The following is a 15,633-nucleotide window of genomic DNA, read 5'->3' as shown; positions in this document are numbered from 1 at the left end:
GAAAGTTTACAGCCCATCAGGCCGCTTGACAGAAAGCAGTGCCTCGGCCATGGTTGCGGGAAATTGTGAGGACCTCCATGCTGCATTTTCCGGATATCAATACCGTTGGCTTTCCCTTGGGCCCCATCACCATTCACTGGTATGGGTTGCTGGAAATCATCAGTTTCGTCATTGCCACCCTGTGGCTGATCAGGCGCGGTAAAATGCCGCACTGGCACTGGCGCAAGGAGCAGGTCGTCGATCTGGAGTTTTATGTGGCGGTGGGGGCCATTCTCGGCGGCCGAGTCGGCTATATCATCTGGTACAACCTGCCTTATTATCTCAGTCAGCCGGTCAAGATGCTGTATATCTGGGATGGTGGCATGTCTTTTCATGGCGGACTGCTGGGGGTGGTGCTGGCCTGCTGGGCCTTTGCCCGATCCCACAAGGATCACAGCTTTCTGCCGACCCTGGATTTTATTGCCCCGGCGGTGCCCATTGGTCTGGGCCTGGGGCGATTAGCGAATTTCATCAATGACCAGTTGTTTGGACGGGTCAGTCATCTGCCCTGGGCTATGGTGTTTCCGGCGGGGGGGCCGCAACCACGACAACCTTCGCAGATTTACGAGTTTCTGCTGGAAGGCGTCCTGCTTTTTCTGATTCTGGCCATATACAGCCGCAAACCCCGTCCGGCCGGGGCCATTGGCGGGATGTTCGTGCTGTTTTACGGTATTTTCCGCTTTGTTGCCGAATTTGCCCGCCAGCCCGATATTCAGTTGGGCTTTGTATTTGGGCCTTTTACCATGGGCCAGGTCTTGTCGGTGCCCATGATCATTCTTGGTCCGGTCATCATCTGGTGGGCCTATAAGGGCGGCTTTGCCGAATCCCCCTCCCCTGCAGAATCCACCGCCAGCATCAAAACCGTCCGCGAACACTGATTACTGCATCTTCACGGGAGTTGCGATCCAGTGGCTGATGAACTCAACGCACCGCAACAGGAAGCCGTCCGGCATGTGCATGGTCCCCTGCTGGTGCTGGCAGGGGCCGGATCGGGCAAAACCCGGGTCATCACCCGGAAAATTGTCCACTTGATTCGCGAGCAGCAGGTCGCGCCCAAACATATCTGCGCGGTGACTTTTACCAACAAGGCCGCCCGCGAAATGAAAAGCCGGGTGAGCCAGTCCTTGCAGGGTCAGAACAGCCGGGGTCTGATGGTATCGACCTTTCATCGCCTGGGTCTGGATATTTTGCGCAAGGACATTACCCGTTTGGGCTATCGCGACAATTTCAGCGTGATTGATCCGGGCGATAGCCTGAGCATGGTCCGCAACCTGCTGCGCGATGCCAACGGCCCCAGCGATCTGGCTGAGGCTATTCAGGCGCGCATTTCCCGCTTCAAGAATGATGGTTTTCTGCCCCAGGAGGCCCAGGCCGATGATCGACTGGGGCAGGAGGCGGCGGCCATCTACAAGCCCTATCAACGGGCATTGAGCGCCTGCAATGCCGTGGATCTGGATGATCTGATTCTGCTGCCCACCCGCCTGCTCCAGGAAAATGAAGAAGCCCGCCTGGCCTGGCAGGACCGGATTCGCTACTTGTTGGTGGATGAATATCAGGACAGTAACGGCGCCCAGTATCGTCTGATCCGCAATCTGCTGGGGGTGCGTCATAATCTGACGGCGGTGGGGGATGATGATCAGAGCATTTATTCCTGGCGGGGGGCGGCAGCCGACAATTTGCACCGCCTGGCCCAGGATTTTCCTACCCTGAAAGTCATCAAGCTGGAGCAGAATTATCGCTCGACAGGCCGTATTCTGCAGTCCGCCAATGCGGTGATCGCGCAAAATCCCCACCTGTTTGAAAAGCGCCTGTGGAGCACCCTGGGAGACGGTCATGCCATTCGTGTGCTCAATTGTGCCGATGAAAGTGACGAGGCCGAACAGGTGGTCAATGCCATTCTCCGTGATCGTTTTCAACGTCAGGGGGAATATCGGGATTATGCGATTTTGTATCGCAGCAATCATCAGTCCCGGCCTTTTGAAGCGGCGTTGCGCAATGCGCGCATTCCGTATCAGATTTCGGGGGGGTTGTCGTTTTTTGAGCGTAGCGAAATCAAGGACTTTCTCGCCTATTTGCGCTTGCTGAGTAATCCCGATGATGATCCGGCTTTTTTGCGGGCGGTAAATACACCACGCCGGGGAATTGGTAGCAGTACTTTGGAGAAGCTCGGGGAGTTTGCCAAAAACCAGAACCTGTCCTTGTTCGCGGCGGTCTGGGAAGAAGGCCTCGATATCCCCGATAAAGGCCGGAACGCCCTGCGCAGCTTCGCGGGTTGGGTCAACCTGAAGGCCGATGAGCTGCAAAAGGCTGAACTGCTTCCGGCCTTGCAGAGCTTGCCCGATGACATCGGCTATTTGCAGTATCTGCACAATGAGGGGGATGAAAAAGATGCCTCCCGGCGCTGGGAAAACATCCAGGAGCTGCTGACCTGGATAAAGCGCTTGCAGGAGCAGGAAGATGGCCCGCAAACACTGGTGGAAATCCTCAACCGTCTGATGCTCTTCAATGTTCTGGAACGGGAGGAGGACGATGACCGCGATGTGCTGCGCCTGTCCACCCTCCATGCCGCCAAGGGCCTGGAATTTCCTCAGGTTTTTCTGGTGGGTGCCGAAGAGGAGTTACTCCCCCATCGCAACAGCGAAACCCCGGAACAAATTGCCGAGGAGCGCCGCCTGTTTTATGTGGGCATGACCCGCGCCCGCTTTCGCTTGACCCTGAGCCGCTGCCGCAAAAGGCGGCGTTATGGACAGGACGTGAATCCCAAGGCCTCGCGCTTTCTGCAAGAGATTCCTAAGGAGCACCTGGACTGGCAGGGTGAGCAAAGCGCGGAGCCGGAAATGGATCCGGCCACAGCCTTTGCGCGTTTACGCGATATATTGGGGAAACAGTGAGCGTTTTCAGCCCTATACTCCAAGGGGCTATCCAAAGATAGCCCCTTGCTTGAAGCAGTACAGCGCTGTCTGCTCAGTGCGCGGCGACAGAACCCATGGCCTTGACCCGTGCAGAAAGTCGGCTCTTGGTCCGGGATGCAGCATTGCGATGCACCACGCCTTTACCGGCAGACTTGTCGATCACCGATTCCGCCGTGCGTAGCGCGACGCGGGCTTCTTCCTGATTACCGTCATGCACGGCCTTGAGCACCTTTTTCACATAGGTACGCAGACGTGAACGCATGCTGGCATTGTGCAAGCGATGCTTTTCATTTTGTAGAACGCGCTTGCGCGCCTGAGCTGTATTCGCCAAGTTTTACTCTCCGTGTATTTGCATTGCAGGTCAGTGCAGAAAATTCAAGCTCGGAATTCTACACTTTCTTGCAACGCTGTCAATGGATTATCCATTGGATCGAATTACCCTATCCACTCAAAATAAGGTGATTTAGCTGCTTTTTTATCAAAGGTCAGAGTGCTCGAACAATCACCAGCCTGGGCGGCAAGACCAATCAGCAGGTCAGCGAGGTCAAATGTATTCGTCCGCGCCACTTGAACAAACCTGCGGCAAAGCGCTTGCTGTTCAAATTGCAGGATGGGCATGGACATCAACTCAGAGAGACTATTCAGCAAGTCTACTCTTGACACCTCATATACGCTTTCGAGCACCCAGATAAGCTCCATAACGACCAGCAAACTGATATAGAATCTGTTTTGCTGGATTTCCGCCTCTTCCAGCAGGTGACGCACGGTGGTCGCTTGTTGCGGATCATCCTGAACCAAGAATCTTACCAGTACATTCGTATCAAGTCCTCTCATAACCGTTTTTTCTGGATGCGTTTTTTGATCGCATCATGCATGGCCTCGGTCGAGATGGCCGCATCCTTTTTATAGGTGCTCAGTCTTCCGGCCACATCGGCAACCTTTCTGGTTATGGGCTTTATCAACACCTCATTGTTTTCATTAAAAATAAATTCCACCTTATCCCCTTGATCCAGATGGAGCCGGTCACGGATTGTTTTTGGGATGGTAATCTGCCCCTTACTGGTCATCGAAGATGTAGATGAATGCATAAGCCCCCCGAGTCGTATTACTTTGTATAAATTCCTTACCACAAGGTAAAAAAAACCTGGAGCTATGTCAAAGCTAGCTGGAGACTTCCTCTATCATTATCTGTACATGCCGGGGCTGTACGCAGACTTTCAGGAGGCTTCCCGGATTAATTTGCGCGGCTTCGGCCTGCTGGCGGGAAAGCAGCATTTCCAGGGGAGCGGGACCTTCCAGGTAAATGCGGGTAGACAACCCTTCAGCACGACTGGCCCGCACCCGGACCACCAGACGATTGGGACAGGGCAGTCCTGATGCTTCTTCCAGAAAGAGGTCTTCGGCCCGCCAGGTCAACTGTACCGGGGTTCCCATGGGCAAGCTGGAGCGGGATTCAGCCTGCAACTGCCAGCCAGCACCGGCAACCCGCAGGATAGCGTTTTCCTGTGCGTCAACATGGCCAGACAGAAAATTACGAAAACCCAGCAGCCGCGCGGTAGTCTGGTGATGGGGCCGGGCAAAAACTTCGACAGGGGGGCCTTCCTGAACGATGCGGCCTTCGCGCAAAATGGCCATGTGATCGGCAAGCATCGCCAGATGCGGGTCATGACTGACCGCCAGCAGAGGAATCCCAAAAGCATGTACCTCACGGATGAGCTCATCCAGAACTTCGTCGCGGGTAGCCATATCCAGCGCCGAAGTCGGCTCGTCCAGTAATAACAACTGCGGTTTGCGTGCCAAAGCCCGGGCCAGGGCCACCCGCTGTTTCTGGCCGCCGGATAATTCAGCAGGAAAACGCTCTGCCAGCTCTTTCAGCCCCACTCGCTGCAGTAATGCCAACGCTTCGGTCTGGCGCCGGGCCGAACGGGGCAAAGGAAATGCCACGTTTTCCCAGGCGCGCAGATGGGGAAAAAGCGCATAGCCCTGAGGAAGATAACCAATGGGGCGCTGTTCCACCGGCAGATCGCCAAACGGGCTGACCCGGGCCGGCAGCAGTCCGGCAATGGCTTGGAGCAATGAAGTCTTGCCTGCCCCGGAAACACCCAGCAGCACCGTAAAACCCCTGACCTGCAGACGCAAGTCGAGAGCGACGGGCTGCGTCAGTTGACAGCGCAGGTCCAGCGCTGCGGGTGCCTGATTCAAAACAGGGCCTGGGTCTGACGCCTGGCGCGCAACCCGATCCAGAGGGGCAGAGGAACTGCGACCAGAAAAAATATCCACAGCAGGGGGTACACGGCATCGAGTCCGATATCCTGGAGATTCACCCATAATTTGACGGGGATGCCCTGGGGAAAATAGGCGACAATCAGGACAATGCCAAACTCTCCCATGGCCCGCACCCAGGCCAGGGCCACTCCTGCCGAAAGACCGATGCGTGCCAAGGGTAGAGTCACCTGCCAAAACGTCTGCAGACGATTGCGTCCCAGGGTGCGGCTGATCTGCTCCAGCTCCCGGGGAACCCCCTCAAAAGCGGCTCGGGCGGCGATGATGTAGTAAGGCATGGCACCGTATATCTGGGCGAGAATGAAGGCGGGTGCGGTATTGGTCAGATAAATACCCGCCTGACTGAAGACACTACCTACCGGAGAATAAGGCCCGTAAAAACTACTGAGCAAAATGCCCAACGCCAAGGGCGGGGTCAGCAGGGGTAACATGAGCAGCGCATCAAGGACCCACTTGCCGCGCCAGTGTCCCCGCGCCAGCCACCAGGCTAGGGGCGTCCCGGCCAGTACCGCCAGGAGCACTGCTAACCCGCTGTAGAGCAGCGATGTGCGGATGGCGCCCAGATCGCCCTGGGCAAAGTGAAAATCCGCCCAGTCCGTCGCAAAAAACAGGGCCGCAAACGGCGCCAGCAAAAAAACAAAAACACCCACCGCCAGAACCCGGCTCAACCAGGCGTTACCCTCTCGTCGCTTTTTACCACGCCTGGCAGTCATTTGTTGTTCAGACACATCATGAATCTAGTAATACCAAAGTATGATCCGCCTATTCTGGTCTTCGCAGAGAGCCACGCCAGGCATACTGAATCAGCTCGGCATAGTCGACCAGCTCCAGTGTTCGCTGGTGTGTTGCTTCCAGAACAATGAGAGGCGCCTTTCCAGCAAGGCGCGCCTCTTCCCAGCGAAGGGCACAAAGACACCAGCGATCGCCGGGTCGCAGACCAGGAAAGTCATACTCAGGCCGTGCACTTATCAGATCGTTGCCGCGATCCCGGGTATACTCCAGAAACTCCTCGGTGACCACCGCGCAAACAGTATGCGTTCCCAGGTCGTCATCGCCGGCCCGACAAAGACCATCTCGGTAAAATCCTGTCCGGGGGCGATTGCTACAAATCTGTAATTCCGTATCGAGTACATTCTTTTCCATGCAGACCTCATTTTTCGCCAGCTGACGGACATCCATAATAGTGCCACGATGCCAAAACACCTGGCCTTGCGCAATGGCAGGGAGCTTGTCATCATGACTAGTGGAGGTCTCTGTCATGCACGGAATCCATGTCGTCTGGTTCAAACGTGATTTGCGTCTATCGGACCATCAACCCCTTGCCGAGGCTGCTGCCATGGGTATGGTTCTACCCCTTTATGTTGTTGAACCCGAGGCTTTGCGTCAGGCAGATGCCGCACCCCGGCATTGGCATTTCGTATGGCAGAGCCTTGGTGAACTGGATCAAGCCCTCAAGGAACGGAGTGGCAGCGGCTTGGTGCTGCGGGTTGGGGACATCATCCCAGTATTGGAAGCCATCCACCGCCAAACAGCCATATTGGGTCTATGGTCCCATCAAGAAACAGGAAATGCTTGGAGCTATGCCCGGGATCGGTCCGTCGGTATCTGGACTAAAAAACAAGGAATCCCTTGGCGGGAATATCAACAGAATGGAGTCATTCGTGGCCTGAAGTCGCGTAATGGCTGGTCTACAGCCTGGAAAAAGTTTACCTCAGCAGCGTTGATTTCTCCGCCAGCCAATCTGACCGTCGCGCCGCTATCTTCTGATTCCTGGCCTCAGGTGCAGGAGCAGGTTCAGGCTCTTTTTATTACCAGACCAGACGCGTGTGCAAAAGCCCAAGCGGGCGGACGTCGCGAGGCCATGCGTCTGCTCGAGAATTTTTTGCAGCAACGCGCTGCTAATTATGCCCGGGGCATGTCTTCACCCCTGAGCGCTGCGTCGGTCTGCTCTCGCCTTTCTCCGCATTTGGCTTATGGCACAATCTCGGTCCGGGAGGTCTTCCACGCCCTTAAAAATAGAGAAGTTACCGCAGCAAAGGGTTGGGCTTGCAATCTCCGGGCGTTCGAGGCCCGACTTGCCTGGCAAAGTCACTTCATTCAAAAGTTGGAATCCGAGCCGGAACTGGAGTTTCGCAACCTGCATCCTGCGCTTGCAGATCAAAGGCAGCATATTGACCCGATCCTCTTTTCTGCTTGGTCCCAAGGACAAACCGGTTTTCCGCTGGTGGATGCCTGCATGCGCATGCTCCACACTACTGGCTGGATCAATTTCCGCATGCGCGCCATGCTTGCAGCCTTTGCCTGTTATCATCTTTGGCAGCCTTGGCAGGCGGCAGGACTTCATTTGGCCCGCCTCTTTATTGACTATGAACCCGGTATCCACTGGAGCCAAATGCAGATGCAGTCAGGAAGTACCGGTATCAATGCCTTTCGCATATATAATCCGGTCAAACAATCCTATGAACAGGATCCTTCAGGTCAATTCATTCGTCGTTGGATTCCTGAACTGGCACAGGTACCTCATGATTGGATTCATGAGCCCTGGCGCATGCCTGAGATGATTCAACAGGTATATCAATGTCGTATCGGCGTTGATTATCCGTTGCCCATTGTCGATCATGAAAAAGCCGCCAGAGTCGCCCGTCAACGTTTACGCCAGGCTTATGGTGATCCACAAGCCCGCGCCCAGAGTCGCGAGATTCTTGGTCGTCACGGAAGTCGGAAGTCCAGGGCACGGAGATCGCCGCCATCCAGTCAGCAATTATCCCTATTTGAATGAAAGGCGAATAACAAAGAAGACAGAATCTTCCAGAAAAATGGCGAATCTACTCACTTTCGCAGCGATTCTTTCTCCATAGAAAATCATGCTATAATTATCTAGCAAGTAACCATTAAAGCTGCTGGACAAATCAAACAAACAATGTCTTGGCAAAATTACATGAAAGAGCTCATCAACATGCACTGGACTATTCTTCTTAAATCTGACCCTGAAGCCAAGGGTAATCCTGTCCTTCACGGGCTGCGCATGGCCGCTTCGGCTTTGGCGGATGAAGTTGAGATCAGCATTTTTCTGTCTCAAGAAGCTATTTCTTTAGCCTTTCAGGATGAACATGCCGGTGCCAAACAAAAAGTTCAGCAGGACCTTATACATGAGTTGCAAGAGCTGGGCGCCAGGATCTTTGTCGTGGGGCTGGAGTGGCTGCATCAGACAGAAAAATCCCTGCTCAATGCGAGCATTGAGGCAGCCAGCATGAAAACCCTGATCCGCCAGATGAAAATGTCCGATCAGGTCATCCCTCTCTAAAATCATGGCCGCCATTTATGCCATGGGTGATCTGCAGGGCTGTTGTACGCCTTTCAATAGCTTACTAGAAAAATTAGACTTTAATGTTAAAGAAGATCGCTTGTGGCTGGCTGGAGACCTGCTCAATCGAGGGCCAGACAGCCGATCTTTACTTAAAAGACTGTTCCAGTGGCAGGATCACTTACAAATAGTGCTAGGAAACCATGATTTATATGCGCTTTCCCGCTGGGGGGGCATCGTTCCTACCAAAAAAAGTGACACCTTGGGCAACTTGCTTGGCGATAAAAATGCCGGGGACTGGCTGGACTGGTTACGGCAGATGCCCCTGCTCCATCATGACAGCGACTTGGGCTGGACTATGGTCCATGCCGCCATTCACCCCGATTGGGATATTGCCACCGCCACCGCCCACGCCCAGGAGGTGCAGAACGCCTTAAGCGGGCGGCAATGGAAACGCTTTTTGAAAATGCTGTGGGCGGCACCGGCGCCTAATCGCTGGGCAGATTGCCGCGATGAAGACGATGCCCAGCGCTTTCGGGTAGCCGTGTTCACCCGCGCGCGCTATGTGACGGCCGAGGGGCAATTCAACTGGCCCAGCACCCTGCCCAAAGAGGGTGCTTCGGCTTATGCACCCTGGCATACCTGGTTTTTTGAACGGCAGAACGAAGGTGCCATTATCTGCGGACACTGGGCTACCCAAGGCTTGCTGGTGCATGAACGTTTACTGGCTCTGGATAGCGGCTGCGTCTGGGGACGCCAGCTGAGTGCCGCCCGCATCGATCTGGAAACTCCGGAAATTCATCAGATCGACTGCCCCATATATGCCCAGCCCAGCACCAAGGAATAATGACCTCCCGCCGATAAGTCCACGAGATACAGTTGGCCCTGTCCGCTTTTGCGGCTATCCTCTGGCAACATGCAAGCCGCCCGCTCTCCCCTCGATATTCTCCGCCACACTTTTGGCTACGAGCAGTTTCGCCCGCCCCAGCAGGAAGTGATTGAGACACTCATGCAGGCGCAGGACGCACTGGTCCTGATGCCCACCGGTGGCGGGAAATCTTTATGTTTTCAGATCCCCGCCATGGCGAAGCCCGGTGCGGGAGTGGTGGTATCGCCACTGATTGCCTTGATGGAAGACCAGGTAAATGCACTGCGCCAGGCGGGAGTGGCGGCAGCTGCGCTGAATTCCAGCGTTTCTGCTGAAGATATACGTGCTACTGAAGAGGCGCTGCGCCAGGGACAACTGGATTTGCTCTATATTGCCCCGGAACGGCTGCTGCAAGAGCGCACCCTGCGTCTTTTGCAGCAATGCTCTATCAATCTGTTTGCCATTGATGAAGCCCATTGCGTATCTCAGTGGGGCCATGATTTCCGCCCGGAATATCTGCAACTGAAACTCCTCCACGAACGCTTTCCGACCATTCCGCGCATCGCCCTGACTGCAACAGCTGATCCGAAAACCCGGGTGGAAATCATCGAGCGCCTGGCCTTGCAGCGGGCGCGCATATTCAGCCGATCTTTTGATCGCCCCAATATCCGCTACCACATTCACAGCGGCAGCCAGGGCGCACGCCAGGCCCTGCTGCGCTTCATCCGCGATCGCCATGATGGCGAAGCGGGCATTGTCTATTGCCTCTCGCGCAAACGTGTCGAAGAAATCGCGGCCTGGTTGCAGGACGAACACCTGGACGCCCTACCCTATCATGCCGGCCTGGGCGCCGAGGAGCGCCGCCGTCATCAACAACGCTTTCAGCGCGATGAGGGGGTCATTATTGTCGCCACCATTGCCTTCGGTATGGGCATCGACAAACCCAATGTCCGCTTTGTGGCGCATCTGAACCTGCCCAAAAGCATCGAGGCCTATTACCAGGAAACCGGCCGTGCCGGGCGTGATGGTTTGCCCGCTGAAGCCTGGATGCATTACGGTCTCCAGGATGTGGTGCAGCTGCGGCAGATGATTCAACAATCGGAAGCCGATCAGCAACGCAAACAAATGGAGGGACACAAACTGGATGCCATGCTTGCGCTGTGTGAAACCATTACCTGCCGACGCCAGACCTTACTCGACTATTTTGGTGAGACGCTGGCCATTCCTTGTGGTAACTGTGATAACTGCCTGACCCCCCCCGCTACCTGGGATGCGACTATCGCCGCCCAAAAAGCGTTATCCACCGTTTATCGCACCGGTCAGCGCTTTGGGGTGCAATACCTGGTGGATGTATTGCTGGCCAGGGATGATCCCCGCATCCAGCAATGGGGGCATCATCGTCTTGCCGTATTTGGTCTTGGCAAGGATTTGTCCGCTAATGCCTGGCGGGCATTGTTCCGGCATCTGCTGCTTCGGGGTCTGGTAGAAGTGGACAGTGAAGGGCATGGAGGTCTGCGCCTCAGTCCACTGAGTCGCGCTGTATTGCGCGGCGAGGAAACGCTTACCCTGCGCCAGCATGAAAACAGCCCTTCCCGCAAAAAGGAAAAAAACCAGGAAATTCAGCCCGCCGACCAGGCGCTTTGGGAAGCCTTACGCCAGCATCGTCGTGAGCTGGCACAAGCCCAGGGCGTACCTCCCTATGTGATTTTTCATGACGCCACGCTCATGGAGATGCTCCGGCAACGGCCCCGCAGTCTGGCCGGCCTGGCCCATATCCCTGGAGTGGGTGAACGCAAACTGGCGGCTTATGGAGACTCATTCCTCGCCATATTACAGAGCCATGATGCGCAGTCCTGAAGGATGAACCGCAACAGCCCGTTGTGAAAACTTGCCCTGCAGCGGGTCCGGCCCCATCATAGGGAAAATTTGAGGGAATCCGGAATGAATGAAAAAAGCTTTGCCGTTGCTGTCGAAAATACCCTGACCGACCTGCTGACCCGCATTGAAGAGCGGGCGCCTGATGTGGAATGTGATCTGGTGGACAGCGTCCTGACCCTGCTGCTGCCCGATGATAGCCAGATCATCATCAACCGTCAGGAAGCCGTCCAGCAAATCTGGCTGGCTTGCAGTGATGGCCCTGCGCGTTTTTCTGCGCAGGAAGATCAATGGGTGGACAGCCAGAGTGGGGAAACTCTGACAGCGGCGCTGGGGCGACTGCTCAGCCGGCGTTTGCCTGAACCGGTCAATCTGGACTGAAGTCATGGCTTACTGGTTGATGAAAACTGAACCCGAGGCTTTTTCTCTGGAAGACCTGCAAGCGCGAGGTCAGGAACCCTGGGATGGTATCCGCAATTACCAGGCACGCAATTTCATTCGCAGCATGGCCGTAGGCGATGGGGTTTTCATTTATCACTCCCGGGTTGCTGTGCCGGGGATTGTCGGGGCGGCCACAGTGGCCAGTACGGCCCGCCCGGATCCCACCCAGTTTGATCCGCAAAGTCATTATTACGATCCCGGTTCCAGTCTCGAAAAGCCGCGCTGGGATCTCGTGGATGTCGCCTATCGTTGCAGTTTCGCACAGTGTATTTCCCTCGAAAGCCTGCGCCATATGCCAGAATTTGCAGAGAGCCCTCTAGTCCGCAAAGGGAATCGCCTATCGATCCTGCCCATCACAGAAAGCCAATGGCAGCATGTGCTGCAGCTTGCTGAGCATACTGAAGCATCATGATCGATTCAGCTAACAACCTGCACCTGTATCACCGCTGGTCTTCCGCCTCCGGGCAGATGCTGCGCATGGTGCTGAGCGCCAAAAATTTGCAGTGGCAGGACCATCCCTGTGCATTACGGGATCAGGAAACGGCTTTTGATCTCGGTTATGGCGACCTCCCTGTATTGATTCACACCGACGGATGCAAGCAACAAGGCACGCTGCCCGAACTGGCCGCGCTGGATCAGCGTTATCCGGAAACGCTGCCCTTGCATGCCCCGATTGGCGAAGCCGAGTGGACGGCATTCTGCCAGTGGCGGAGCAGTCTGACACCGCTCCTGGAAAGATTGATCGCTCCGGTTCTGCCGGCCTATGATGAAATCTGTCATCAAGAAGAAGATATGGCATTCTACCGCAACGAGTGCGAACGCCGCTTCCAGCAGTCTGTGGAGGCCCTGGCCAATGATCGTTACGGAGCCTATCAACAACTTGAAAGCCGGGGGCGCTTGCGCGAATTGGGCAGAATTCTCGCCCGTCAGCGTTTTTATACGGGTCAGCTGTCTTTAATAGACATTGTCCTGACCGCAGATCTGCATTTGCTCCGCTTGCTGGATGGCGTGACCATTCCTCTGGATCTGCAATATTATTTTCAACGTGTCAGCGACGCCTGCCAGCTTTCGCTGAACGACGGCATGAGCCAGTCGCTGTAATATTTGTCCCTATGACTTTTGGAGTGCATGATGACTTATGAAGAATTGGTAATATTTCTCAACCAGCACCTGGGCTATCCATTTCTAAACGAATCCAGTCCTGCCGCCGCCTTGGAAGCCGCCCGGGGCAATACCCTGGATGATCCCCTGACAGCAGAGATACTGAACGCAATTTATCAGGGCAACCAGTGCCAGTCGGTGAATGATCCCGTTGACCGGGCCCACAGCTTTGACGGACTGGCGCGCCTACGTCTGCGCGCCCAGGCCGATGACGCCGATCCGGTCATGTTCCGCAAGGTCCTCAAACTCTCCCAGGAGCTGGATAACGCTTTTGATCAGGAACTGATCCGACAACGACAGTAAAATGCCATCTCCTGAAGACTCCCGCTTGGGGGAGTCAACTTTAGTTATCTGTTTCGGCGGCAGGTAAATCCAGATAATTGACCCAGTAATGGCTGCGCTCCTGTTTGCTGCGTTTGGCAACATACAGGGCTTCATCAGCGTGACGCAACAGCCGGTCCGGAGGAGAGGCATCTTCAGGATACAGGGTGAGTCCGGCACTGCAGCCGACGGAGACCGCAATGCCTCCATCCAGCGATACAGGCATTTCTACTGCCCTGCGAATGCTGGCCAGAATCGGTTGCAGATCCTCTGTATTATGTAACCCCTCTAGCAACAGGACGAACTCGTCTCCTCCCAGACGCACCAGAAAATCCGTACTCCGAACAGCTGCCTGCAGTGCTTCGGCCAGTTTCACTAACAGTAGATCACCCGCTTCATGTCCATAAGTATCATTGACCGGTTTGAAATCATCCAGATCAATAATCATCACCGCTAGCAACATCTTATTTCGTTGAGCACGTAACACCGCATGGGCAAAAAAAGCGTCAAGTCCACGACGATTATTCAATCCTGTGAGTGCATCATGACTGGCCAACCAACTTTGCCGATGCTGTTCATTGGCCAATTGTTTCTTGAGGTCCATTTCATCCAGCCCACGACCTAACAAAGAAACAATCCGTTGCAAGAGTGTGTTCACATCCGCACTGAAGTATTCCACCCTGGGACATCTGACTGCCAATATTCCCCATATTCTCGACCCACGCAGCACCGGCAAGACAGCCATGGGAAAATTGAAAGTGGATGCATCTTTGATCCGTAGGGGTGGAGAAGGGAAAACTCCCTGACCCGTTTTCCAGACATGCCACAGTAGATTCTGTGCTGATTCTGTAGTCAGCTCATCAGATTGCTGGTTATTGGCTCGGGGTATAGACGAAACAACAGCCAGCGTCATCAAACAATCATTTTTGTCCGGGCGTACTAACCAGGCCGCTTCAAAAAGCGTGCTGTCTACTAACCTTCTGCAGATCTCCTCAATCAAGGGCTGCTCTGACTGCATTTTCAGCACGGCATCGGCTTCATCCAAGAGCGCCTGATACAAACGGGTACGGCGGATAATCTCGGATTTATTAAGGAGTTGCTGTTCAGCCATATGCAGGATTTCTGCGAGCTGATGCAGAAAAACCTGCATATGCGTACTGAAATAGTCGGGGTCATGACTACCGACAAACAAAACCGCTTGCAGACCCGCTTCATTCCATAATGGCCATGCGCCTATCACTGCAATTTTTTTCATGTCTGCTTGGGTGTCACACCAAGCTTCCAGACGCGAGTGGCTTCTGACTGAATCAATAAAGGCGTGCCCTCTTGCAGACATCCGCTGGATGGTCTCATCCAACCACCGCTGACCCACAGGTGTATTTTCCAACCAATGGCGAAGGGTGGCATCCGGCATGTTCCCTCGTGCCGCCAATAACGATCGCGTCAAGCTGTTTTCTTGTTGCCCAACAGCAGTAATCCAGGCACAACAAGACTCAGCCCGCGTCGTTAAAATCGTTAGCACCAGATTACGTGCTGCCGAAATGTCCTTCACTTCCAAAACATCTTTGAGCAAATCGACTACAGCTAACTGATAACTCGATATACGACTCACATCGACGGCATTTTTACGTCGTTCCATATAAACCGCAAAATCATCCGCAAGGCGCGACCACAAGGCATGATTGGGAGAAACGAATTCCGCATGTTTGGGTAGAAAAAAAACAATGACGCCCTTGGCCCCATCCAGACTGCGATAAGGTACGCTGAGACTGGTATGAAAAACGCTGTCATCTGCAATTGACCAACCCCGATAGGAAGTATCCATCGATAAAGACTGACATTGCACATTGCCGCTATTGAGTGTTCTGGATACAGATCCATCAACACCATCGGAATCCAGTAAAATCTTGGAGCTCTCAATCAGGCTCTTCGTCAGATTGAGTGGGTAGGGGGTAGAATGCTGTGGAGCGGTCGTGCCCTGAATTGGAGTTAGCTGATGGTCCCTGAAGAGCTGTTTTCTCTCGCGTTAGGATTGGTTCCGCCGTGGTTGGTGGATCATGTGACTTTCACGGTGGAGGAGAAACGCCTGGATCTGCACATCAACTTTCCCAAGGGTAGTCGCTTTGCTTGCTCCGTCTGTGGTGAGGAGTGTCCGGTACATGATACCCGTGACCATACTTGGCGGCACATGGATTTCTTCCAGCATGAAGCCTATCTCCATGCCCGCGTACCTCGTGTGAAGTGCCAGGAGCATGGAGTGCATCAGATATCTGTTCCCTGGGCACGGGAAGGCTCGCATTTCACCCTGCTCTTCGAAGCGCTGATCATGACCCTGGTGCGGGAGATGCCGGTATTGACCGTAGCCCGCCTAGTCGGCGAGACCGACACGCTCCTGTGGCGGGTGATTGACCACTATGTGCCAGAAGCCC

Annotated in this window: 18 protein-coding genes; 11 read left to right on the top strand and 7 right to left on the bottom strand. The window is 54.6% G+C overall.

Translation table 11 applies throughout. The annotated features are described in order from the left end of the window. The first annotated feature begins 77 nt into the window (after positions 1 to 77). Both lgt and B1757_RS10680 read left to right on the top strand, forming a co-directional pair. Complete coding sequence (gene lgt / locus B1757_RS10685; protein WP_101538295.1) at positions 78 to 917, top strand: prolipoprotein diacylglyceryl transferase; 840 nt, start codon at positions 78 to 80, stop codon at positions 915 to 917. Between the two features lie 30 nt (positions 918 to 947). Next, positions 948 to 2,930, top strand: a complete 1,983-nt coding sequence (locus B1757_RS10680; protein WP_172437682.1) for a UvrD-helicase domain-containing protein — start codon at positions 948 to 950, stop codon at positions 2,928 to 2,930. A gap of 73 nt (positions 2,931 to 3,003) precedes the next feature. Here the strand turns inward: B1757_RS10680 and rpsT are convergent, their stop codons facing one another. The 6 genes from rpsT to B1757_RS10650 all read right to left on the bottom strand — a co-directional run bounded on the left by rpsT (position 3,004) and on the right by B1757_RS10650 (position 6,494). Then, the gene (gene rpsT / locus B1757_RS10675; RefSeq protein WP_101538293.1) at positions 3,004 to 3,282 is read right to left on the bottom strand and encodes a 30S ribosomal protein S20; all 279 of its coding nucleotides are present in this window, start codon (positions 3,280 to 3,282) and stop codon (positions 3,004 to 3,006) included. A gap of 104 nt (positions 3,283 to 3,386) precedes the next feature. After that, on the bottom strand, positions 3,387 to 3,785 hold the full coding sequence (locus B1757_RS10670; RefSeq protein ID WP_101538292.1) for a type II toxin-antitoxin system VapC family toxin: 399 nt from the start codon (positions 3,783 to 3,785) through the stop codon (positions 3,387 to 3,389). Next, positions 3,782 to 4,039, bottom strand: coding sequence for an AbrB/MazE/SpoVT family DNA-binding domain-containing protein (locus tag B1757_RS10665; protein ID WP_101538291.1), 258 nt, complete (start codon positions 4,037 to 4,039; stop codon positions 3,782 to 3,784). The genes B1757_RS10670 and B1757_RS10665 overlap by 4 nt, the downstream gene beginning before the upstream one ends. 73 nt (positions 4,040 to 4,112) lie before the next feature. Beyond that, positions 4,113 to 5,153, bottom strand: a complete 1,041-nt coding sequence (locus B1757_RS10660) for an ABC transporter ATP-binding protein (protein ID WP_253253817.1) — start codon at positions 5,151 to 5,153, stop codon at positions 4,113 to 4,115. Then, positions 5,150 to 5,947 carry an ABC transporter permease gene (locus B1757_RS10655; protein ID WP_101538290.1) on the bottom strand — a complete coding sequence of 266 codons (798 nt, stop codon included), beginning with the start codon at positions 5,945 to 5,947 and terminating at the stop codon, positions 5,150 to 5,152. Before B1757_RS10655 ends, B1757_RS10660 begins: the two co-directional genes overlap by 4 nt. A 49-nt stretch (positions 5,948 to 5,996) precedes the next feature. After that, positions 5,997 to 6,494, bottom strand: a complete 498-nt coding sequence (locus B1757_RS10650; protein ID WP_253253816.1) for a DUF2237 family protein — start codon at positions 6,492 to 6,494, stop codon at positions 5,997 to 5,999. Between B1757_RS10650 and B1757_RS10645 the strand changes: the two genes are divergently transcribed. From B1757_RS10645 to B1757_RS10610, 8 genes are all read left to right on the top strand, one after another. After that, entirely contained in the window at positions 6,493 to 8,013 is a 1,521-nt protein-coding gene (locus B1757_RS10645; protein ID WP_101538289.1) for an FAD-binding domain-containing protein, read from the top strand. The genes B1757_RS10650 and B1757_RS10645 overlap by 2 nt on opposite strands. Before the next feature lie 141 nt (positions 8,014 to 8,154). Continuing rightward, the gene (locus B1757_RS10640) at positions 8,155 to 8,538 is read left to right on the top strand and encodes a DsrE family protein (protein WP_253253815.1); all 384 of its coding nucleotides are present in this window, start codon (positions 8,155 to 8,157) and stop codon (positions 8,536 to 8,538) included. A 4-nt stretch (positions 8,539 to 8,542) separates the two neighbouring features. Then, entirely contained in the window at positions 8,543 to 9,385 is an 843-nt protein-coding gene (locus tag B1757_RS10635) for a symmetrical bis(5'-nucleosyl)-tetraphosphatase (protein ID WP_101538288.1), read from the top strand. Between the two features lie 69 nt (positions 9,386 to 9,454). Then, on the top strand, positions 9,455 to 11,263 hold the full coding sequence (gene recQ, locus B1757_RS10630; protein WP_101538287.1) for a DNA helicase RecQ: 1,809 nt from the start codon (positions 9,455 to 9,457) through the stop codon (positions 11,261 to 11,263). An 84-nt stretch (positions 11,264 to 11,347) separates the two neighbouring features. Further along, a complete protein-coding gene (cyaY, locus tag B1757_RS10625; protein ID WP_101538286.1) occupies positions 11,348 to 11,662 on the top strand; it encodes an iron donor protein CyaY in 315 nt (104 codons plus the stop codon). A 4-nt stretch (positions 11,663 to 11,666) separates the two neighbouring features. Then, positions 11,667 to 12,134, top strand: coding sequence for an EVE domain-containing protein (locus B1757_RS10620; protein ID WP_101538285.1), 468 nt, complete (start codon positions 11,667 to 11,669; stop codon positions 12,132 to 12,134). Beyond that, positions 12,131 to 12,823: a glutathione S-transferase family protein gene (locus B1757_RS10615; protein ID WP_101538284.1), complete on the top strand. Its 693-nt coding sequence runs from the start codon at positions 12,131 to 12,133 to the stop codon at positions 12,821 to 12,823. The genes B1757_RS10620 and B1757_RS10615 overlap by 4 nt, the downstream gene beginning before the upstream one ends. Before the next feature lie 30 nt (positions 12,824 to 12,853). Then, the gene (locus tag B1757_RS10610; RefSeq protein WP_101538283.1) at positions 12,854 to 13,186 is read left to right on the top strand and encodes a hypothetical protein; all 333 of its coding nucleotides are present in this window, start codon (positions 12,854 to 12,856) and stop codon (positions 13,184 to 13,186) included. A 40-nt stretch (positions 13,187 to 13,226) separates the two neighbouring features. Here the strand turns inward: B1757_RS10610 and B1757_RS10605 are convergent, their stop codons facing one another. After that, the gene (locus tag B1757_RS10605) at positions 13,227 to 15,029 is read right to left on the bottom strand and encodes a sensor domain-containing diguanylate cyclase (RefSeq protein ID WP_101538282.1); all 1,803 of its coding nucleotides are present in this window, start codon (positions 15,027 to 15,029) and stop codon (positions 13,227 to 13,229) included. A 171-nt stretch (positions 15,030 to 15,200) separates the two neighbouring features. Between B1757_RS10605 and B1757_RS10600 the strand changes: the two genes are divergently transcribed. Further along, positions 15,201 to 15,633 (top strand): helix-turn-helix domain-containing protein (locus tag B1757_RS10600; protein ID WP_143484248.1); only part of this gene is annotated, 433 nt, incomplete at its 3' end.

The sequence above is a fragment of the Acidithiobacillus marinus genome, assembly GCF_002847505.1.
Classification (GTDB): Bacteria; Pseudomonadota; Gammaproteobacteria; order Acidithiobacillales; family Acidithiobacillaceae; genus Acidithiobacillus; species Acidithiobacillus marinus.
This window is presented reverse-complemented; position numbering and strand designations above follow the sequence as displayed.